Source organism: Streptomyces sp. NPDC088810, from assembly GCF_044750305.1.
In the GTDB taxonomy this organism is placed as follows: Bacteria; Actinomycetota; Actinomycetes; order Streptomycetales; family Streptomycetaceae; genus Streptomyces.
Genome location: NZ_JBIVJQ010000002.1, coordinates 197,602 through 217,119, shown reverse-complemented (window position 1 = coordinate 217,119; position 19,518 = coordinate 197,602). Strand labels below are relative to the sequence as shown.

At 72.7% G+C, this 19,518-nt stretch carries 14 protein-coding genes; 8 read left to right on the top strand and 6 right to left on the bottom strand.

Annotation, left to right across the window (positions count from 1 at the left end; genetic code table 11):
* Window positions 1-74: 74 nt before the first annotated feature.
* Window positions 75-1,253, bottom strand: coding sequence for a saccharopine dehydrogenase family protein (locus ACIP4Y_RS07640; RefSeq protein ID WP_401389125.1), 1,179 nt, complete (start codon window positions 1,251-1,253; stop codon window positions 75-77).
* Window positions 1,254-1,555: 302 nt separating this feature from the next.
* On the opposite strand from ACIP4Y_RS07640, the gene ACIP4Y_RS07635 reads away from it, so the two are divergent.
* From ACIP4Y_RS07635 to ACIP4Y_RS07625, 3 genes are read left to right on the top strand one after another with little or no spacing between them, the layout of a single operon-like run.
* Window positions 1,556-2,716 carry a CaiB/BaiF CoA transferase family protein gene (locus ACIP4Y_RS07635; protein WP_401389122.1) on the top strand — a complete coding sequence of 387 codons (1,161 nt, stop codon included), beginning with the start codon at window positions 1,556-1,558 and terminating at the stop codon, window positions 2,714-2,716.
* 43 nt (window positions 2,717-2,759) lie between these two features.
* Complete coding sequence (locus tag ACIP4Y_RS07630) at window positions 2,760-3,974, top strand: acetyl-CoA C-acetyltransferase (RefSeq protein WP_401389119.1); 1,215 nt, start codon at window positions 2,760-2,762, stop codon at window positions 3,972-3,974.
* 48 nt (window positions 3,975-4,022) lie between these two features.
* The gene (locus tag ACIP4Y_RS07625) at window positions 4,023-6,206 is read left to right on the top strand and encodes a 3-hydroxyacyl-CoA dehydrogenase NAD-binding domain-containing protein (protein WP_401389116.1); all 2,184 of its coding nucleotides are present in this window, start codon (window positions 4,023-4,025) and stop codon (window positions 6,204-6,206) included.
* Here ACIP4Y_RS07625 and ACIP4Y_RS07620 read toward each other — a convergent pair.
* Window positions 6,192-6,899: a MerR family transcriptional regulator gene (locus tag ACIP4Y_RS07620; protein WP_401389113.1), complete on the bottom strand. Its 708-nt coding sequence runs from the start codon at window positions 6,897-6,899 to the stop codon at window positions 6,192-6,194. The genes ACIP4Y_RS07625 and ACIP4Y_RS07620 overlap by 15 nt on opposite strands.
* Window positions 6,900-7,120: 221 nt before the next feature.
* Here ACIP4Y_RS07620 and ACIP4Y_RS07615 point away from each other — a divergent pair, with 221 nt between their 5' ends.
* From ACIP4Y_RS07615 to ACIP4Y_RS07605, 3 genes are read left to right on the top strand one after another with little or no spacing between them, the layout of a single operon-like run.
* Complete coding sequence (locus ACIP4Y_RS07615) at window positions 7,121-8,587, top strand: amino acid permease (RefSeq protein WP_401389110.1); 1,467 nt, start codon at window positions 7,121-7,123, stop codon at window positions 8,585-8,587.
* A 42-nt stretch (window positions 8,588-8,629) separates the two neighbouring features.
* The gene (locus tag ACIP4Y_RS07610) at window positions 8,630-9,118 is read left to right on the top strand and encodes a macro domain-containing protein (RefSeq protein ID WP_401389107.1); all 489 of its coding nucleotides are present in this window, start codon (window positions 8,630-8,632) and stop codon (window positions 9,116-9,118) included.
* Entirely contained in the window at window positions 9,115-10,032 is a 918-nt protein-coding gene (locus ACIP4Y_RS07605) for a PfkB family carbohydrate kinase (RefSeq protein WP_401389104.1), read from the top strand. The genes ACIP4Y_RS07610 and ACIP4Y_RS07605 overlap by 4 nt, the downstream gene beginning before the upstream one ends.
* 4 nt (window positions 10,033-10,036) lie before the next feature.
* On the opposite strand, the gene ACIP4Y_RS07600 is transcribed toward ACIP4Y_RS07605, so the two are convergent.
* On the bottom strand, window positions 10,037-11,524 hold the full coding sequence (locus tag ACIP4Y_RS07600) for a M1 family metallopeptidase (protein WP_401389101.1): 1,488 nt from the start codon (window positions 11,522-11,524) through the stop codon (window positions 10,037-10,039).
* 178 nt (window positions 11,525-11,702) lie between these two features.
* On the opposite strand from ACIP4Y_RS07600, the gene ACIP4Y_RS07595 reads away from it, so the two are divergent.
* On the top strand, window positions 11,703-13,649 hold the full coding sequence (locus ACIP4Y_RS07595; protein ID WP_401389098.1) for a Xaa-Pro dipeptidyl-peptidase: 1,947 nt from the start codon (window positions 11,703-11,705) through the stop codon (window positions 13,647-13,649).
* Between the two features lie 108 nt (window positions 13,650-13,757).
* Here the strand turns inward: ACIP4Y_RS07595 and ACIP4Y_RS07590 are convergent, their stop codons facing one another.
* On the bottom strand, window positions 13,758-14,672 hold the full coding sequence (locus ACIP4Y_RS07590; RefSeq protein WP_401390616.1) for an FAD-dependent oxidoreductase: 915 nt from the start codon (window positions 14,670-14,672) through the stop codon (window positions 13,758-13,760).
* 136 nt (window positions 14,673-14,808) lie between these two features.
* Here ACIP4Y_RS07590 and ACIP4Y_RS07585 point away from each other — a divergent pair, with 136 nt between their 5' ends.
* Window positions 14,809-16,449: an ABC-F family ATP-binding cassette domain-containing protein gene (locus ACIP4Y_RS07585; RefSeq protein ID WP_401389095.1), complete on the top strand. Its 1,641-nt coding sequence runs from the start codon at window positions 14,809-14,811 to the stop codon at window positions 16,447-16,449.
* On the opposite strand, the gene ACIP4Y_RS07580 is transcribed toward ACIP4Y_RS07585, so the two are convergent.
* Both ACIP4Y_RS07580 and ACIP4Y_RS07575 read right to left on the bottom strand, forming a co-directional pair.
* On the bottom strand, window positions 16,446-17,021 hold the full coding sequence (locus ACIP4Y_RS07580) for a DinB family protein (RefSeq protein WP_401389092.1): 576 nt from the start codon (window positions 17,019-17,021) through the stop codon (window positions 16,446-16,448). The genes ACIP4Y_RS07585 and ACIP4Y_RS07580 overlap by 4 nt on opposite strands.
* A 99-nt stretch (window positions 17,022-17,120) precedes the next feature.
* On the bottom strand, window positions 17,121-19,511 hold the full coding sequence (locus tag ACIP4Y_RS07575; RefSeq protein ID WP_401389089.1) for a Tex family protein: 2,391 nt from the start codon (window positions 19,509-19,511) through the stop codon (window positions 17,121-17,123).
* Between the last annotated feature and the right edge of the window lie 7 nt (window positions 19,512-19,518).

Sequence of the window (19,518 nt, the reverse complement as noted above, 5' to 3'; positions counted from 1 at the left end):
CTTGGGTCGTCCGGGATGAGCCCCCATCGTCTCAGCCGGGCGCCCGGCCGTGCCCCGGAGCGGGCGGCCGCCGGCTATCGCCGCGCCGCCACCCGGAAGGTGATGCCCGCCGCGCGCAGCCGCTCGGTCAGGGCGTCGCCCATCGCCTGCACCGTGGTGACCTGGCCGGCCGTCTCCGGCAGGTCGTCGAAGGCCAGACACAGGGCCGCCTCGGCGAACATCTTCGCCGTCTCGCCGTAGCCCGGGTCGCCGCCCGCGACCTCGGTGAACACGCGCCGTCCGCCGCCCTCGCCGACGAACCGCACCGAGAACCAGCTCTTCGCCCGCTTCTGCGCGCTCGGCCCCTCGCCCGGCTCCAGCCGGGCCGACAGCCAGCGGCGCGCGGGCGGCAGCTGGGCCGCGGCCGCCACCGCGCCGACGGCGGCGATCCCGCCGAGGGCGACCGGCAGCCGCCGCACCGCGGCGTAGTGCCGGTACCGGAAGTCCGGGCCGTACCGCTCCAGGGCCCGCGCCGAACGGCGCACGATCTGCGGGTCGATGGTGGGCAGCGGCAGCGCCCACGCGCCGACCTCCGCGGCGAACCTCGGCGTGCCCGCCGGCGCCGTCACCCGGCGGCCCGGCAGCCGCGGCTCGTGCCGGGCCCGGTCGCGCGCGGCGGCCAGCATCCGCCGCCCGCGGGCCATCTGGTTCAGGGCCGAGGCGAGGGTGCCGCCGGAGAAGGCCGCGTCGGCGGTCACATAGCCGTCCACGGTCAGCGGCACGCCCTCGGGGAGCTGCCGGACCGTGAAGTACACGCCCAGGTCGTGCGGCACGGAGTCGAAGCCGCAGGCGTGCACCAGACGGGCGCCCGTCTCCCGCGCGCGTGCGTCGTGCCGGACGTACATCAGGTCCACGAACTCCGGCTCGCCGGTCAGGTCCAGGTAGTCGGCGCCGGTGTCGGCGCAGGCGGCGACGAGTTCCTCGCCGTGCAGCACGTACGGCCCCACGGTCGTGGCGACCACGCGCGCGTGCTCGGCGAGGGCGCGCAGGGTGGCCGGTTCGGCCGCGTCGGCCCGCAGGACACCGACGTCCGCGCCGCCCGGCAGGTTCGCGCGCAGCTCCTCCAGCCGCCGTTCGTCGCGGCCGGCGACCGCCCAGCGGAGCTCCCGCGGCGCGTGCTCGGCGAGATAGTGGGCGGTGAGCGTGCCGACGAAGCCCGTGGCTCCGAAGAGCACGAGGTCGTACGGACGGTCCGTCCTGCTCATCCTGCTCATGACACCCCTCGGTTCGTGCGGCCGTCGTGCAGCCCGCGCCGCTGTCGGTGGCCGAGGCTAGCGTGAGGAGAGCAGAGCCCGACGACCAGCCCGGAGGCAGCGGTGGCCGTAGCCAGGAATGCCCTGACGAAGCGGGGAACGGCGCACGCGCCTCGCCACTCCGGTCACTCATCCGGGTGATGACGGGCGTGCCGGGCACTTGGCTAAGCGCTTGCTCGTTCAGGTCTTGTGTCCGGTGGAACGCGTTCCTAGCATCACCGGTGTTACATCAGTTGTGTCACACACGCTTGGGGGCTGGACGCATGACAACGGCAGGGACGCCGCCGACGCCGGGCAACGGCCCGCTGTCCGGCGTGCGCGTGGTCGAGCTGGCCGGTATCGGGCCGGGCCCGTTCGCCGCCATGCTGCTGGCCGACCTGGGCGCCGACGTGGTCCGGGTGGACCGCCCGGGCGGGCCGGGCCTCGCGATCGACCCGGCCCACGACGTCACCAACCGCAACAAGCGCTCGGTCCTGGTCGACCTGAAGGCACCGGACGGCCCCGCCCGCGTCCTGGACCTCGCCGAGCGCGCCGACGTCCTCATCGAGGGCTACCGCCCGGGCGTCGCCGAGCGGCTCGGCGTCGGCCCCGGGGACTGCCACGCCCGCAACCCCCGCCTGGTCTACGGCCGCATGACCGGCTGGGGCCAGGACGGCCCGCTCGCCCGGCGCGCCGGCCACGACATCGCCTACATCGCGCTCACCGGCACCCTCGGCATGATCGGCCGCCCGGACGAGCCCCCGGCCGTGCCCGCCAACCTCCTCGGGGACTACGCGGGCGGCTCGCTCTACCTGGTCGTCGGCGTCCTCGCCGCCCTGCACCACGCGCGCGCCACCGGCACCGGCCAGGTCGTCGACGCGGCCATCGTGGACGGCACGGCCCACCTGTCCGCGATGATCCACGGCATGCTCGCCGCCGGCGGCTGGCAGGACCGGCGCGCCGCCAACCTGCTGGACGGCGGCTGCCCGTACTACGGCACCTACGAGACCGCCGACGGGCGGTACATGGCGGTCGGTGCCCTGGAGGGCAAGTTCTACGAGGAGTTCCTGCACCTGCTCGGCCTGGACGACCTGGCCCCCGCCCGCAAGGACTGGACCCGCTGGGGCGAGCTGCGCGAACGGATCGCCGCCGCCTTCGGCTCCCGCACCCGCGACGAGTGGACCGCCGTCTTCGAGGGATCCGACGCCTGCGTGGCGCCGGTCCTGAGCCTGCGTGAGGCCCCGCACCACCCGCACCTGGCCGCCCGCGGCACCTTCACCGACCACGGCGGCATCACCCAGCCCGCCCCCGCGCCCCGCTTCTCCGCGACCCCCACCACCGTCCGCACCGGGCCCGCCCGGCCCGGCGCGGACACGGCCGCGGTCGCCCGGGACTGGGGGATACCGGACCGACCCGCCGACGACCTCGTCACCGACCGCGGCTGACCCCGCCCACCCCGCTCGGCCCACCCTCCCGAAAGGCACCCCAGTGAGCACCGAAGCGTACGTGTACGACGCGATCCGCACCCCGCGCGGCCGCGGCAAGGCGAACGGCGCCCTGCACGGCACGAAGCCCATCGACCTGGTCGTCGGCCTCATCCACGAGATCCGCGACCGCTTCCCCGGCCTGGACCCGGCCGCCATCGACGACATCGTGCTCGGTGTCGTCGGCCCCGTCGGCGACCAGGGCTCCGACATCGCCCGGATCGCCGCCATCGCCGCCGGACTGCCGGACACGGTCGCGGGCGTACAGGAGAACCGCTTCTGTGCCTCCGGTCTGGAGGCCGTCAACCTGGCCGCCGCCAAGGTCCGCGCGGGCTGGGAGGACCTGGTCCTCGCGGGCGGCGTCGAGTCCATGTCCCGGGTCCCGATGGCCTCGGACGGCGGCGCCTGGTTCAACGACCCGATGACCAACCTGGCCGTCAACTTCGTGCCCCAGGGCATCGGCGCCGACCTGATCGCCACCATCGAGGGCTTCTCCCGCCGGGACGTGGACGAGTACGCGGCCCTGTCCCAGGAGCGCGCCGCCACCGCCTGGAAGGAGGGCCGCTTCGACCGCTCCGTGGTCCCCGTGAGGGACCGCAACGGCCTGGTCGTCCTCGACCACGACGAGCACCTGCGCCCCGGCACCACCGCCGACTCCCTCGGCAAGCTGAAGCCGTCCTTCGCGGACATCGGCGACCTGGGCGGGTTCGACGCGGTCGCGCTGCAGAAGTACCACTGGGTGGAGAAGATCGACCACGTCCACCACGCGGGCAACTCCTCCGGCATCGTGGACGGCGCCTCCCTCGTCGCGATCGGCTCCCGGGAGGTCGGCGAGCGCTACGGACTCACCCCGCGCGCGCGGATCGTCTCCGCGGCCGTCTCCGGCTCCGAGCCGACCATCATGCTCACCGGCCCCGCCCCCGCCACCCGCAAGGCCCTTGCCAAGGCCGGCCTCACCATCGACGACATCGACCTGGTCGAGATCAACGAGGCGTTCGCCGCGGTCGTGCTGCGCTTCGTGAAGGACATGGGCCTCACCCTGGACAAGGTCAACGTCAACGGCGGCGCCATCGCCCTCGGCCACCCGCTCGGCGCCACCGGCGCCATGATCCTCGGCTCCCTCGTCGACGAACTGGAACGCCAGGACAAGCGCTACGGCCTCGCCACCCTGTGCGTCGGCGGCGGCATGGGCATCGCCACCGTCGTCGAGCGCATCTGAACTCCCCGCGGAACCAAGCGACCGCAGACCTCAACGGAGACGACTGTCATGACCGAGAGCACCACCATCCGCTGGGAGCAGGACGACACCGGTGTCGTCACCCTCGTCCTGGACGACCCGAACCAGTCCGCGAACACCATGAACCAGGCGTTCCGCGACTCCCTCGCCGCGATCACCGACCGGCTGGAGGCGGAACAGGAGAACATCCGCGGCATCATCTTCACCTCCGCCAAGAAGACCTTCTTCGCGGGCGGCGACCTGCGCGACCTCATCCGGGTCACGCCGGAGACCGCGCAGGAGCTGTTCGACGGCGGCCTCGCCATCAAGCGGAACCTGCGCCGCATCGAGACCCTCGGCAAGCCGGTCGTCGCCGCGATCAACGGCGCGGCCCTCGGCGGCGGTTTCGAACTGGCCCTCGCCTGCCACCACCGGGTGGCCCTCGACACCCCCGGCACCAAGATCGGCTGCCCCGAGGTCACCCTCGGCCTGCTCCCCGGCGGCGGCGGAGTCGTCCGCACCGTGCGGCTGCTGGGCATCGCGGACGCCCTGCTGAAGGTGCTCCTCCAGGGCCAGCAGTACAACGCGCGGCGCGCCCAGGAGAACGGCCTCGTCCACGAGGTCGCCGCCACCCCCGGCGAACTGCTCGAAAAGGCCCGTGCGTTCATCGACGCCCACCCCGAGTCCCAGCAGCCCTGGGACAAGCCGGGCTACCGGATCCCCGGCGGTACGCCGGCCCACCCCAAGTTCGCCGCGAACCTGCCCGCCTTCCCGGCCAACCTGCGCAAGCAGACGGGCGGCGCCCCCTACCCGGCGCCGCGCAACATCCTCGCCGCCGCCGTCGAGGGCTCCCAGGTCGACTTCGAGACCGCACAGGTCATCGAGGCCCGCTACTTCGTGGAACTGGCCGCCGGGCAGACCTCGAAGAACATGATCCAGGCCTTCTTCTTCGACCTCCAGGCGGTCAACTCGGGTGCCAACCGCCCCCAGGGCATCGAGCCCCGCCAGGTCCGCAAGGTGGCCGTCCTCGGCGCCGGCATGATGGGCGCCGGCATCGCCTACGCGTGCGCCCGCGCGGGCATCGACGTCGTCCTCAAGGACGTCTCCCTGGAGGCGGCCGTCAAGGGCAAGGGGTACTCCGAGAAGCTGTGCGCCAAGGCCGTCACCAGGGGCCGTACCAGCCAGGAGAAGGCGGACGCGCTGCTCGCCCGGATCACCCCCACCGCCGAGGCGGCCGACCTCGCCGGCTGTGACGCGGTCATCGAGGCCGTGTTCGAGGACACCGCCCTCAAGCACAAGGTGTTCCAGGAGATCGAGCAGGTCGTCGCCCCCGACGCGCTGCTGTGCTCCAACACCTCCACGCTGCCCATCACCACGCTCGCCGAGGGCGTGCAGCGCCAGGCCGACTTCATCGGGCTGCACTTCTTCTCGCCGGTCGACAAGATGCCGCTGGTGGAGATCATCAAGGGCGAACGCACCGGAGACGAGGCCCTCGCGCGCGCCTTCGACCTGGTCCGGCAGATCAACAAGACGCCGATCGTCGTCAACGACTCGCGCGGCTTCTTCACCTCCCGGGTGATCGGCCACTTCATCAACGAGGGCGTCGCCATGGTCGGCGAGGGCGTCGAGCCCGCCTCCGTGGAACAGGCCGCCGCCCAGGCCGGCTACCCGGCCAAGGTGCTCTCCCTGATGGACGAGCTGACCCTCACCCTGCCCCGCAAGATCCGGGGCGAGACGAAGCGGGCCGTGGAGGAGGCGGGCGGCACCTGGACGGCCCACCCGGCGGAGGCGGTCATCGACCGCATGGTCGACGAGTTCGGCCGCACCGGCCGCAGCGGCGGCGCCGGCTTCTACGACTACACCGAGGACGGCAAGCGGGCCGGGCTGTGGCCGGGCCTGCGCGAGCACTTCACCAAGCCCGGGTACGAGATCCCGTTCCGGGACATGCAGGAGCGCATGCTCTTCGCCGAGGCGCTCGACACCGTGCGCCTCCTGGAAGAGGGCGTGCTCACCTCCGTCGCGGACGCCAACATCGGCTCGATCCTCGGCATCGGCTTCCCCGGCTGGACCGGTGGCGTGCTCCAGTACATCAACGGCTACGAAGGGGGCCTGCCCGGCTTCGTGGCCCGCGCCCGCGAACTGGCCGAGCGCTACGGCGAGCGGTTCACCCCGCCCGCCCTGCTCGTGACGAAGGCCGAGAAGGGGGAGCCGTTCGGCGACTCAGCCCGTTCCTGAGCCGGTGAGCCACTCGCCCAGCTCTTCCCGCAGCGATCGCTGGAAGGTGGTCAGCAGAGCCTGTACCACCAACGGGTGCATGTGCGCCGACAGGGACTTCACGTCCCGGGCGTCCCGCTCCTCCACCTCGCCGCGGAAGAGCTGGGAGAGTTCGTGAGCCGCGGCGCGCGAGTGCTCCACGAGCACCTTGCGCGCCGCGAGGATCGCCTCCTGCGACAGCGGTACGTCGAGGAGCCGGACGCCGAGCCGGAGCAGCCCGGCGTCCACCCGGAACGTGTCCCCGTCGCCCGGCACGACGACATTCATCGCCGCCAGCCGCTCCACGTCCTCCGCGCCGAGCGGGCGTCCCGCCCGCCGCTCCAGCTCCCGGCGCGGCACCGTCTCCACCACGTCCGGCGCCCAGGACGCGACCACCGCGCGGTGGATGGCCAGGTCGTGCGGGGTCAGGTCCTCCGGCAGCTGCCGCAGGTACCGCTCGATCGCCGCCAGGGTCATGCCCTGCTGCTGCAACTCCTCGATGAGCGCCAGGCGCGCCACATGCCCGGGTCCGTAGTGCCCCACCCGGCGTGGACCGATCACCGGCGGCGGGAGCAGCCCCTTGCTGCCGTAGAAGCGGACGGTGCGGACGGTGACGCCCGCCCGAGCGGCCAGCTCGTCGATGGTGAGGGGGCTCTCCCCGGTACCGGTCGTCATGTGCAGCAGTATCGCTGTCTCACCAATGGTGTGAAACCTGGGGAGGGCCCGCGGCGGCCATGTGAGAAGAACCGCTCTGTGACGTGGGCCACCGCGTACCGGCTGATCCCTCTGGGAAGCTGCTGCCTTGGTCTGTGCCGCAACACAAAGGGTGGTGCGGGCCAAGACCTGCACGAACCCCGGGCCCAAGAGGTCCGGGCGCACCAGGAATGGAACCACCCGTGAGCAAGGAAGCCGTGGAATCGGCACCGGCCACCACCCACCCCCAGGTGGCCCAGACGCCCGCGGACGCGGGCGACGCCGGTTACAGCAAGGACCTCAAGGCCCGCCACGTCAACATGATCGCCATCGGTGGCGCCATCGGCACCGGACTTCTCCTGGGCGCCGGCGGCCGCCTGCACAACGCCGGTCCGGCGCTCGCCCTGGCCTACCTGGTCTGCGGCGTCTTCGCCTTCTTCGTCGTCCGGGCCCTGGGCGAGCTGGTCCTGTACCGCCCGTCCTCCGGGTCCTTCGTGTCCTACGCCCGAGAGTTCCTCGGCGAGAAGGGCGCCTACGTCGCCGGCTGGATGTACTTCCTGAACTGGTCGACCACCGGCATCGCCGACATCACCGCGATCGCGCTCTACACGCACTACTGGAGCATGTTCACCAGCATTCCGCAGTGGGTGCTCGCCCTGATCGCCCTCGCGGTGGTCCTGGCCGTGAACCTGATCTCGGTGAAGATCTTCGGCGAGATGGAGTTCTGGTTCGCGATCATCAAGGTCGCCACCATCGTCGGCTTCATGCTGGTCAGCATTTTCCTGCTCGCCACCCAGCACAAGGTCGGCGGCCACACCCCCGGTCTGAGCGTCATCACGGACCACGGCGGACTCTTCCCGCACGGCATGATGCCGGTCGTCCTGGTGATGCAGGGCGTGATCTTCGCGTACGCCGCGCTGGAGCTGGTCGGCGTCGCAGCCGGCGAGACCGCCGAGCCGGAGAAGGTCGTCCCGCGCGCGGTGAACTCGATCATGTGGCGTGTGGGCCTGTTCTACGTCGGCTCTGTTGTGCTGCTCGCACTGCTGCTGCCCGGGTCCGTGTACTCCGCCGACCAGAGCCCGTTCGTCACCGTGCTGTCGAAGATCGGCGTGCCGGCGGCCGGTGACGTGATGAACCTGGTCGTGCTGACCGCGGCCATGTCGTCCCTGAACTCCGGTCTGTACTCCACCGGCCGCATCCTGCGCTCCATGGCCATGGCGGGCTCCGCCCCGAAGTTCACCGCCCGCATGAACCGCAGCCAGGTCCCCTACGGCGGCATCCTGCTGACCTGCGCCGTCTGTGTCCTCGGCGTCGGCCTGAACTACCTGGTGCCCAGCCAGGCCTTCGAGATCGTGCTGAACGTCGCCTCCCTCGGCATCATCAGCACCTGGGTGATCATCATGCTCTGCCACATGATCTTCGTCCGCCGTGCCCGCGCCGGCCTGGCGACCCGGCCGCACTTCCAGCTGAAGTTCAGCCCCGTCACCGAGATCGCCACGATCGCGTTCCTGCTGGTCTGCCTCGGCATGATGTGGAACGACCCCGAGGTCGGCCGGAAGACCATCCTGCTGATTCCGCTGATCGCCGTCATGCTGGTCGCCGGCTGGTTCGGCGTCCGCCGCCGCGTGTCGCGGAACGCCGACCAGGAGCTGTCCGAGCTGTCGAAGTAGCAGCTCGGGGCCACTGTCAGTGGCCTCGCCTACGGTGGCGTCATGTCGGAGATCACGTATGTCCGGGGTGACGCCACCGTGCCGTCGGTGAAGGGCGTCAAGGTGATCGCCCATGTCTGCAACGACATCGGAGGCTGGGGGAAGGGCTTCGTGCTGGCCCTGTCCCGACGCTGGCCGGAGCCGGAGGCGGCGTACCGCGCCTGGCACCGCGACCGCGCGAGGAACGACTTCGGTCTGGGCGCGGTCCAGCTGGTGCGGGTCGGCCCGCACGTGTGGGTGGCCAACATGATCGGCCAGCGGGGGACCAGAACCGGCAGCAAGGGCGTCCCCGTGCGCTACGAGGCGGTCGACACCGCCCTCGACCGCCTCGCCGGCGAAGTGATCGAACTCGGCGCGTCCGTGCACATGCCCCGCATAGGCTGCGGCCTGGCAGGGGGCAAGTGGTCCCGCGTGGAGCCGCTCGTCACCGAGAGGCTCGTCAAGCGAGGGATCGCCGTGACGGTGTACGACCACGGGGAGGGCGCGGGATGACCGCACGCGCGGAGACGGCCGATGTGCTGGTGCTGGGCGGGGCCGGTGTGGACACGATCGTCCACGTCCCCGAGCTGCCCCTGCCGTACGCCGACAGCTACATGATCGACTCGGGGATCCGTACCCGCGCCGGGCAGACCGGCGACTTCGTCGCCCTGGGCCTGGCCAGGCTCGGGCTGGCAACCCACCACCTCGACCTGCTCGGCGACGATCCCGAGGGCGACCTCGTCCGCGCCCTGCACCACGAGCACGGCATCGCCCTCACCGCACTGCCCCAGCCGGCCGGCACCAAGCGGGCGGTCAACCTGGTCGGCCCGGACGGCCGCCGCCTGTCGCTGTACGACACCAGCCGCGCCCGCCCCGACGACCGTTTCCCCCAGGCCACCCTGCGCGCGCTGGCCGCCGCGAGCCGGCACGTGCACGTGACGATCACCCAGCCCTGCGCCCACGCCCTGCCGGTCCTGCGGGAAGCCGGCGTGCCGCTCTCCACGGACCTGCACGACTGGGACGGTGAGAACCCGTACCACGAGCCGTTCGCGTACGCGGCCGACGTCGTCTTCCTGTCGGCCGCCGCCCTCGCCGACCCCGAGCGGACCATGCGGCGCATCGCCGAGCGCGGCCGGGCCGAGACCGTCGTCGCCACCGCCGGAGCGGACGGCGCGTATCTGCTGGCCGGCGGCGAGCTGACCCGGGTGCCGGTGGCGGACCCGCCCGCGCCGGTGGTCGACTCCAACGGCGCGGGCGACGCCTTCGCCGCCGCGTTCCTCTACGGCCGGCTGAGCGGCGAGCCGCCCGAGCGCTGTGCCCGGTACGGCGCGGTCGCCGGTGCCTACGCCTGCACCGTCCCGGCCTCCCGCGCGGACGCGATAGGCCGGGCGGACCTCCTGCGGCAGGCGGCCGGGCCGAACCGGTGAGGCGTCAGTGCCCGTGCACGTCGTTCGTCGCCTCGATCTTCTTCCACGACTTCGGCCGCTCCACCGCCGTACCCGTCTTCACCAGGGCGCGGACCGCCGGGGCGGCCGGCTTCGACGGCTGGAACAGCCAGGTGTCGAACAGCGCGGACAGCGGCTTGCCGGACACCTGCTCGGCGTACTTCTGGAAGTCGGCCACCGAGGCGTTGCCGTAGGCGTGCTCCTTCGGCCAGCCCTTCAGGACCGCGAAGAACGCGTCGTCACCGATCTCGTTGCGCAGCGCCTGGATGGCCAGGGCACCCCGGTCGTAGACGGCGCCGCTGAACTGCTCGTCCGGGCCCGGGTCGCCGGGCTTCACCGTCCAGAAGGCGTCGTCGGCCGGGTGTGAGGCGTACACGTAGTCGGCGAGTTCCTGCGCGGTGCCCTCGCCCTCGTGCTCGGACCACAGCCACTGCGCGTACCGGGCGAAGCCCTCGTTGATCCAGATGTCCTTCCAGCCCTTGAGCGACACGTAGTCGCCGTACCACTGGTGGGCCAGCTCGTGCACGACCACCGAGGTGTTGGAGCCGTTCGCGAACTGCCGCGGGCTGTAGTAGATCCGGGTCTGCGTCTCCAGGGCGTACCCGGTGGTGGTGTTCGGCACGTAGCCGCCCGCGGTACTGAACGGATACGGCCCGAAGTAGCCGCTCAGCCAGTCCACCAGCTCCCCGGTGCGCTCCACGCTGGCCCGCGCGGCGCCGTCGTTGTCGCCCAGGTCCTTGCTGTAGGCGTTGATGACGGGGACCCCGCCGTCGGAGGTGCCGGTGGTGATGTCGAACTTCCCGACGGCGAGCGTGGCCAGATAGGTCGCCTGCGGCTTGTTCTGCCGCCAGGTGTAGCGGGTCCAGCCCAGCTTCGAGGAAGCCGACTGGAGCGTGCCGTTGGAGAGGGCCTGGGTGCCGTCCGGCACCGCCACCGACACGTCGTAGGTGGCCTTGTCGGTCGGGTGGTCGTTGCTCGGGAACCACCACCAGGCGGCCTCGGGCTCGTTGGCGGCCACGCCCCCGTCGGGCGTGCGGTGCCAGGAGGTGAAGCCGTAGGCGCTCTTCGCCGACGGCACCCCGCTGTAGCGGACCACGATCGTGACCGGCGTGCCCTTGGCCAGCGGCGTCTTCGGGGTGACGACCAGTTCGTGCTCGCCGGACGTCGTGAAGGCCGCCTTGGTGCCGTTGACCCGCACCTCGCTCACGTCCAGCAGGAAGTCCAGGTCGAAGCTGGACAGGTCCTGGGTGGTCTTCGCCAGGATCGTCGCCGTGCCTTGCAACTCGTCCGTCTTCGGCTGGTACTGCAGCCTCAGGTCGTAGTGGGAGACGTCGTAGCCGCCATTGCCGTAGGACGGGTAGTAGGGGTCGCCGATGCCCGGTGCGCCGGGGGAGTAGCTCGCGGCCGATGCCGGGATCGCCAGCAGGAGGGAGGCCGCCGCCAGTGCGCCCGGGGCGATGATTCTGCGGTGCACGTCAGCTCCAAGTCGTCGGGACTGCAGGTCCGTTCGGAGAAGTCTGGTCAGAGCCTATTCAGTCCCTGTGGCCCCTGACCTGTCCATGATCCCTGCTGTCACACGATCGCCATTCAGCCGACACGCGCAACAGGAAAGCCCTCTTCTGCACGGGAGTTGGCCGGAGTACCGTCCGCGCATGCCGAAACGCACGCGCTGCACGCCCTGGAGAACGCTCGTCACCGCCGCCGTCACCGCCCTGACGGCCGCCTTCCTCACCCCGGCCGCCGCCCAGGCCGCGCCCCGGGAGAGCAGACCCGTCTACTCCTACGCCGACGCCGTCCGTGAGTCCGTATGGGTGGACACCGGCCTCGACGAGGACGGCGACGGCAGGACCGACCGTGTCGCCGCCGACATCGTCCGGCCCGCCGAACCCGCCCGGCAGGGCCGCAAGGTGCCGGTCATCATGGACGCCAGCCCCTACTACTCCTGCTGCGGCCGCGGCAACGAGAGCCAGCGCAAGACGTACGACGCACAGGGCCACGTCGTCCAGATGCCGCTGTTCTACGACAACTTCTTCGTGCCCCGCGGCTACGCCTTCGTCGGCGTCGACCTCGCCGGCTCCAACCGCTCCGACGGCTGCGTCGACGTCGGCGGCCGCTCCGACGTCCAGTCCGCCAAGGCCGTGATCGACTGGCTCAACGGCCGCGCCAGGGCCTGGACCAGCCGCACCGGCGGCACCCCCGTGCGGGCCGGCTGGACCAACGGCCGCACCGGCATGATCGGCAAGAGCTGGGACGGCACCATCGCCAACGGCGTCGCCGCCACCGGCGTCAAGGGCCTCAGAACCATCGTCCCGATCAGCGCCATCTCCTCCTGGTACGACTACTACTTCGCCCAGGGCGCCCCCCTCTACGACGGCGGCCCCGACGAACTGGCCGGCTACGTCGAGAGTGCCGACGCGCTCGCGCACTGCGCCGCCGTACAGCACAAGCTCGCCGACGGCAGCCCGCGCAGCGGCGACTGGACCCCGCTGTGGACCGAGCGGGACTACGTCAAGGACGCGGCCAAGGTGCGCGCCAGCGTGTTCCTGGTGCACGGCATGCAGGACCTCAACGTCCGCACCAAGCACCTCGGCCAGTGGTGGGACGCCCTCGCGCGGCACGGCGTCGAGCGGAAGATCTGGCTGTCCCAGACCGGGCACGTCGACCCGTTCGACTACCGGCGCGGCGCCTGGGCCGACACCCTGCACCGCTGGTTCGACCACGAACTCCTCGGCTACGACAACGGCATCGACCGCGAGCCGACGGCCGACATCGAACGCCACCCCGGCCAGTGGGTCACCTCCGCCGCCTGGCCCCCGCACGGCACCCGCACCACCGTCCTGCACCCGGCCGCCGGCAGCCAGGCCGGCGTCGGCACCCTCGGCCTGCGCCCGGCCGCCGGCACCGAGACCTTCACGGACGACCCGGCGCGGAGCGAGACCGACTGGGCCGCACACCTCACCACGTCCACGCCGGAGAAGGCCGGCTTCCTCACCGCGCCGCTCACCCGGGACGTGCGCCTGTCCGGTTCCTCCACGGTGACGGTCACCGCGACCCCGACCACGGCCTCGGCCCACCTGTCCGCCGTCCTGGTCGACGTCGGCCCGGACACCATCCGCGACTACGCCGACCCGGCCGAGGGCATCACCACCCTCACCGACCGCACCTGCTGGGGCGCGAGCACCGCCGGGGACAGCGCCTGCTTCAAGAAGACCAGGGCCAAGACGGCCGCCGTCGACTACACCGTGGTCAGCCGCGGCTGGGCCGACCTCGGCCACTACGCCTGGCCGGCGAAGGGCGTCCCGCTCACCCCGGGCCGGGCGTACACCATCACCCTCGACCTCGCGGCCACCGACCACGTCGTCCCCGCGGGGCACCGCCTGGCCCTGATCGTCGCCGGCACGGACAAGGACCTCATCGACCCGCCGTCCACCAGGCCGACGCTCACCGTGGACCTGTCCCGGACGACGGCCAGGGTCCCGCTGGTGGGCGGCACGGCGGCCTTCGACCGGGCCACGTCCGGCGGCGCCGGGGCGCCCGCGCCGACGGTTCTGCACGGCGTCGGGGCACCGCGTACGGTCCGGCACGTTCCGGCGAGCTGACGGGCCGGCGCCGGCGTGCCGCGCCGGTTCGGGGGGTGGCTGGTCGTGGTCTCCGGCTCCGGGCCGTCGTGGGCTGGCCGGGCAGTTCCCCGCGCCCCTGCCGACGGGTCAGGCGGTCCGGAACGCCAGGTCGGCCGCCTCCCTCGCGCAGCCCCACGCCACCGTGACGCCCGCGCCGCCGTGGCCGTAGTTGTGCACCAGCAGGCGGCCGTCCGGGAGGGGCCGGCGTTCCAGCCGTACCGCCTCCCGGGCCGGCCGCAGGCCCACCCGGTGCGCGAGCACGCGCGCCCCGGCGATCTCCGGGCGGACGGCCGCGCACCGGGCGACGATCGCCGCGGCGGTGGCCGGGTCCGGTGCCAGGGACCAGTCGTCCTCCTCGGCCGTGCCGCCCAGCAGCAGCCGTCCCGGCTGCGGAATGACATAGGTGGAGGCGGCCGAGGAGTGGTCGACGGAGGTGAACCAGCTGGTGACGCCCGGGTTCTCCACGACGACCAGCTGCCCGCGCACCGGCCGCACCGCGGGGTCCGGCACCAGCGAACGCGCCCCGAGACCGGTGCAGTTGACCACCACGGCGGCCGGCACGGCGGCCAGGTCGGTCACTTCCCGGACCTCCACCGCACCGCCCGCCGTCGCCAGCCGCTCGCGCAGCCACGTCAGATGCACCGGCATGTCGATCACCGGCAGCCGGGCCGCCAGCCCCTCGGCGACCGCCCGCAGCCCCGGCACCTGCCCCGCCCACGCGCCCAGCTCGTCCAGCCGGCTCCCGTGGTGCACGCCGTCGACCAGACGCACCCCCGTCTCCTCGGGGCGCTCCGCCAGCTCCTCGTACACCCCGAGGGACTCCAGTGCCCACGCGCCGGCCAGCGGCTCGGGTTCGATGCGGTACGGCCACCACAGGCCGCCGGCGACCGCCGACGTCGTCCGCTCGGCCGGCTCCCGCGTCCACACCCGCACCCGCCGCCCGGACTCGGCCAGCAGCACGGCCGTCGTCAGCCCGGCGACCCCGCCTCCGACCACGATCACTTCGTCTCTCGGCTCACTGTCCACGCCAGGACGATAGGCCCTGCGCGGCCGGCGCCGGCGGGCCGGGTTCAGCGCCGGTGACCGGCGGAAGACGTGGCGGGGACGCGCGCCCGCCGCCGCTAGGATCGACGTCCTGATGACTGCCACCCTTGTTGCCAAGAACCTCGCCGCCGGACACGGCGACCGCTCGCTGTTCTCCGGGCTCGACCTGGTCGTCGCGCCCGGCGATGTGATCGGGCTGGTCGGCGCCAACGGCGCGGGGAAGTCGACCCTGCTGCGGATGCTCGCCGGGCTCGTCCCGCCCGAGCAGGGCGAACTGCGGCTGTCCCCGACGGCCGCGACCGTCGGCCATCTGCCGCAGGAACCGGAGCGCCGGCCGGGGGAGACCGTCCGGGAGTTCCTGGCCCGCCGCACCGGGGTCGCCGAGGCCCAGCGGACGATGGACGAGGCCACCCAGGCCCTGGTCGACGGCGCGCCCGGCGCCGACGACGCCTACGCGGCCGCCCTGGAGCGGTGGCTCGGCCTGGGCGGCGCCGACCTGGAGGAACGCGCCGAGGAGGTCGCCGACTCCCTCGGCCTGGCCGTGGACCTGGACCAGCCGATGACCGCCCTGTCCGGCGGCCAGGCGGCCCGTGCCGGCCTCGCCTCCCTGCTGCTGTCCCGCTACGACGTCTTCCTCCTGGACGAGCCCACCAACGACCTGGACCTGGACGGCCTGGAGCGTCTGGAACGGTTCGTCACCGGCCTGCGCGCCGGCACGGTCGTCGTCAGCCACGACCGCGAGTTCCTCACCCGCACCGTCACCAAGGTGCTCGAACTCGACCTCGCCCAGCAGCAGATCAACCTCTACGGCGGCGGCTACGCGGCCTACCTGGAGGAGCGGGAGGTGGCCCGCCGGCACGCCCGCGAGGACTACGAGGAGTACGCCGACAAGAAGGCCGCCCTCCAGGACCGCGCCCAGACGCAGCGGGCCTGGATGGACAAGGGCGTGAAGAACGCCCGCCGCAAGGCGGGCAACGACAACGACAAGATCGGCCGCAAGTTCCGCAGCGAGGCCAGCGAGAAGCAGGCCGCCAAGGCCCGGCAGACCCAGCGCATGATCGAGCGCCTCGAGGTGGTCGACGAGCCGCGCAAGGAGTGGGAGCTGCGCATGGAGATCGCGTCCGCCCCGCGGTCGGGCGCGGTCGTGGCGACGCTGCGGGACGCCGAGGTGCGGCGCGGCGACTTCACCTTCGGCCCGGTCTCCTTGCAGATCGACTGGGCGGACCGGATCGCGGTGACGGGCGCCAACGGTTCCGGGAAGTCCACCCTGCTCGGCGCGCTGCTGGGCCGCGTCCCGCTCGACTCCGGCCACGCGGCCCTCGGCTCCGGGGTCCTGGTGGGCGAGGTGGACCAGGCCCGGGGGCTGTTCCACGGCCCGGAGACCCTGCTCGACGCCTTCTGCGCCGCCGTCCCCGACACCGAACCGGCGGAGGTCCGCACCCTGCTGGCCAAGTTCGGCCTGAAGTCCGCCCATGTGCTGCGCCCGGCCGCGACCCTGTCCCCGGGCGAACGCACCCGCGCCGCGCTCGCCCTGCTCCAGGGCCGGGGCGTCAACCTCCTCGTCCTGGACGAGCCGACGAACCACCTGGACCTGCCGGCCATCGAGCAGCTGGAGGGTGCCCTCGACGCCTACACGGGCACCCTGCTCCTGGTCACCCACGACCGCCGCATGCTGGACGCGGTCCGGGTGACCCGGCGCCTTGAGGTGGCGGACGGCAAGGTGACGGAGCGTTAGCTCCGCCGGGCCGCGGCCTCTTTCGCCGCCCGTTCGACCCGGTCCAGGTGTGCCGGGTCGTGGGGCGCCACGTTGAGACCCTCCCGCCGCTGGCCCACGGCCCCGTCGATCAGCTCGCGCACGACGTCCGCGTGTCCGGCGTGCCGCTGGGTCTCGGCGACCATGTGGGTCAGGACCCGGTGCAGTGTCGTCCCGCCCGGGGCACCGGGCACCCGGCCGACCGCGTCCAGCGGGAGCGCCGCGATGGTCTCGTCGGCCCGGGCGCACGCCCGCCGGTACCGCCCGGTGATGTCCTCCCGGGTCTCGTCGGCCCGCGCCCACAGGTCCGCGTCCGGCTCGGCGTCGCCCGTGATCCACAGGGGCGTGCCGGGGAAGGGCCGGCCGAATGCTGCGCCGAAGTACAGCGCCTCGGCGCCCGTCAGGTGCTTCACCAGGCCCAGCAGGTTGGTGCCGGTGGGCGTCAGGGGGCGCCGGACGTCGTACTCCGGCAGGCCGTCGAGTTTCCAGAGCAGGGCGTCGCGGGCGTCCTGGAGGTACACCTGGAGGTCGGCTTTGGGATCTGGTTGGGTCATGGGACGAGTCTGGCGATCAGGTGATCGTTGTCCACCGGGTTTCGCGGTGGCGCGGGGCCGGGCCGGGCGAGGCCCGTCCGCCCGGCCCGGCCCCGCTCGTCAGCGCTTCTTCGGGTCCAGCAGGCCCGCGCGGCGCAGCGCGTCCGCCATCGCGCTGTTGGCCGGTGCCGGTGCCGGTGCCTGCCGGCCGCCCCGGTCACCGCCGCCCCGTGCCTGCCGCTGGCCGCCGCCCTGCCGCTGCTGGGGCGGACGGGCCCCGCCGCCGCGCTGCTGCCGGCCGCCGCCCTGGCCCTGCGGGGCCGCCTCGTCGTCCAGCCGCAGCGTCAGCGCGATGCGCTTGCGCGGGATGTCGACGTCGAGCACCTTCACCTTGACGATGTCCCCGGGCTTCACCACGTCCCGCGGGTCCTTGACGAACGTCTTGGACATCGCCGAGACGTGCACCAGGCCGTCCTGGTGGACGCCGACGTCGACGAACGCGCCGAAGGCGGCCACGTTGGTGACCACGCCCTCCAGGACCATCCCGGCGGACAGGTCGGAGATCTTCTCGACGCCCTCCTTGAAGGTGGCCGTGCGGAACGCGGGCCGCGGGTCGCGGCCCGGCTTCTCCAGTTCCTTGAGGATGTCGGTGACGGTCGGCAGACCGAAGGTGTCGTCCACGAAGTCGGCCGGCCGCAGCGAGCGCAGTACGGCCGTGTTGCCGATGAGGGACGCCACCTCCTGGCCCGTGGTCTTCACCATGCGGCGCACCACCGGGTAGGCCTCGGGGTGCACGCTGGAGGCGTCCAGCGGGTCGACGCCGCCGCGGATGCGCAGGAAGCCCGCGCACTGCTCGTACGCCTTCGGGCCGAGCCGCGCCACCTTCTTCAGCTCGGAGCGGGACGTGAACGGCCCGTTCTGGTCGCGGTGCGCGACGATGTTCTCGGCCAGCCCGGCCGAGATGCCCGACACCCGTGCGAGCAGCGGCACGGACGCGGTGTTGACGTCCACGCCGACGCCGTTCACACAGTCCTCGACGACCGCGTCCAGCGAGCGGGACAGCTTCACCTCGGACAGGTCGTGCTGGTACTGGCCGACGCCGATCGACTTTGGGTCGATCTTCACCAGCTCGGCCAGCGGGTCCTGGAGCCGGCGGGCGATGGAGACGGCGCCGCGCAGCGACACGTCCATGTCCGGCAGCTCCTGCGAGGCGTACTGCGAGGCGGAGTACACCGACGCGCCCGCCTCGGACACCATCACCTTGGTGAGGTTCAGCTCCGGGTGCCCGGCGATGAGTTCGGCGGCGAGCCTGTCGGTCTCGCGGGACGCCGTGCCGTTGCCGATCGCGACCAGCTCGACCGCGTGCTCCTTCGCCAGCCGCGCCAGCTTGGCGAGGGCCTCGTCCCACTTGTTGGCCGGGACGTGCGGGTAGATCACGTCGGTGGCGACGACCTTGCCGGTGGCGTCGACCACGGCGACCTTCACGCCCGTACGGAAACCGGGGTCCAGGCCCAGCGTCGCGCGCGTGCCGGCCGGGGCGGCCAGCAGCAGGTCGCGCAGGTTCGCCGCGAACACGTTCACCGCCTCGTCCTCGGCTGCCGTCCGCAGCCTGAGGCGGATGTCGATCCCGAGGTGGACCAGGATGCGGGTCCGCCAGGCCCAGCGGACCGTGTCCGTCAGCCACTTGTCGGCCGGGCGGCCCCGGTCGGCGATCCCGAACCGGTGGGCGATGGTGCCCTCGTACGACGACGGGCCCTCGGTTGCCTCCTCCGGCTCCAGGACGAGGTCCAGGACCTCCTCCTTCTCGCCGCGCAGCATCGCCAGGATCCGGTGCGAGGGCAGCTCGGTGAACGGCTCGGCGAAGTCGAAGTAGTCGGCGAACTTGGCGCCCGCCTCCTCCTTGCCCTCCCGCACCTTCGCGGCCAGCCGCCCGCGCACCCACATCCGCTCGCGCAGCTCGCCGATCAGGTCGGCGTCCTCCGAGAACCGCTCGGTGAGGATCGCCCGCGCGCCGTCCAGCGCGGCCTGCGGGTCGGCGACGCCCTTGCCGGCGTCGACGAACGCGGCGGCGGCCGCCAGCGGTTCGACCGTCGGGTCGTCCAGCAGCCCCTCCGCGAGCGGCTCCAGACCGGCCTCGCGCGCGATCTGCGCCTTGGTGCGGCGCTTGGGCTTGTAGGGGAGGTAGATGTCCTCCAGCCGCGCTTTCGTCTCGGCGCCGCGGATCCGCGCCTGAAGCTCCTCGGTGAGCTTGCCCTGTTCCCGCACCGAATCCAGGATCGCGGTGCGCCGCTCCTCCAGCTCCCGCAGGTAGCGCAGCCGCTCCTCGATGGTGCGCAGCTGCGCGTCGTCGAGCATCTCGGTCGCTTCCTTGCGGTAGCGAGCGATGAAGGGCACGGTGGAACCGCCGTCGAGCAGTTCCACCGCGGCCTTCACCTGCCGCTCCCGTACGCCGAGTTCCTCGGCGATCCTGCCTTCGATGGACCCTGCTCCGAGGGACCCGGGTGTCGTCACGATCCCG

Coding starts and splice junctions, on each gene's coding strand:
- ACIP4Y_RS07640 (WP_401389125.1), bottom strand. CDS start 1,253: ATGAGCAGGATGAGCAGGACGGACCGTCCGTACGACCTCGTGCTCTTC.
- ACIP4Y_RS07620 (WP_401389113.1), bottom strand. CDS start 6,899: ATGACGACCGGTACCGGGGAGAGCCCCCTCACCATCGACGAGCTGGCC.
- ACIP4Y_RS07595 (WP_401389098.1), top strand. CDS start 11,703: ATGCCGAAACGCACGCGCTGCACGCCCTGGAGAACGCTCGTCACCGCC.
- ACIP4Y_RS07625 (WP_401389116.1), top strand. CDS start 4,023: ATGACCGAGAGCACCACCATCCGCTGGGAGCAGGACGACACCGGTGTC.
- ACIP4Y_RS07635 (WP_401389122.1), top strand. CDS start 1,556: ATGACAACGGCAGGGACGCCGCCGACGCCGGGCAACGGCCCGCTGTCC.
- ACIP4Y_RS07610 (WP_401389107.1), top strand. CDS start 8,630: ATGTCGGAGATCACGTATGTCCGGGGTGACGCCACCGTGCCGTCGGTG.
- ACIP4Y_RS07580 (WP_401389092.1), bottom strand. CDS start 17,021: ATGACCCAACCAGATCCCAAAGCCGACCTCCAGGTGTACCTCCAGGAC.
- ACIP4Y_RS07585 (WP_401389095.1), top strand. CDS start 14,809: ATGACTGCCACCCTTGTTGCCAAGAACCTCGCCGCCGGACACGGCGAC.
- ACIP4Y_RS07605 (WP_401389104.1), top strand. CDS start 9,115: ATGACCGCACGCGCGGAGACGGCCGATGTGCTGGTGCTGGGCGGGGCC.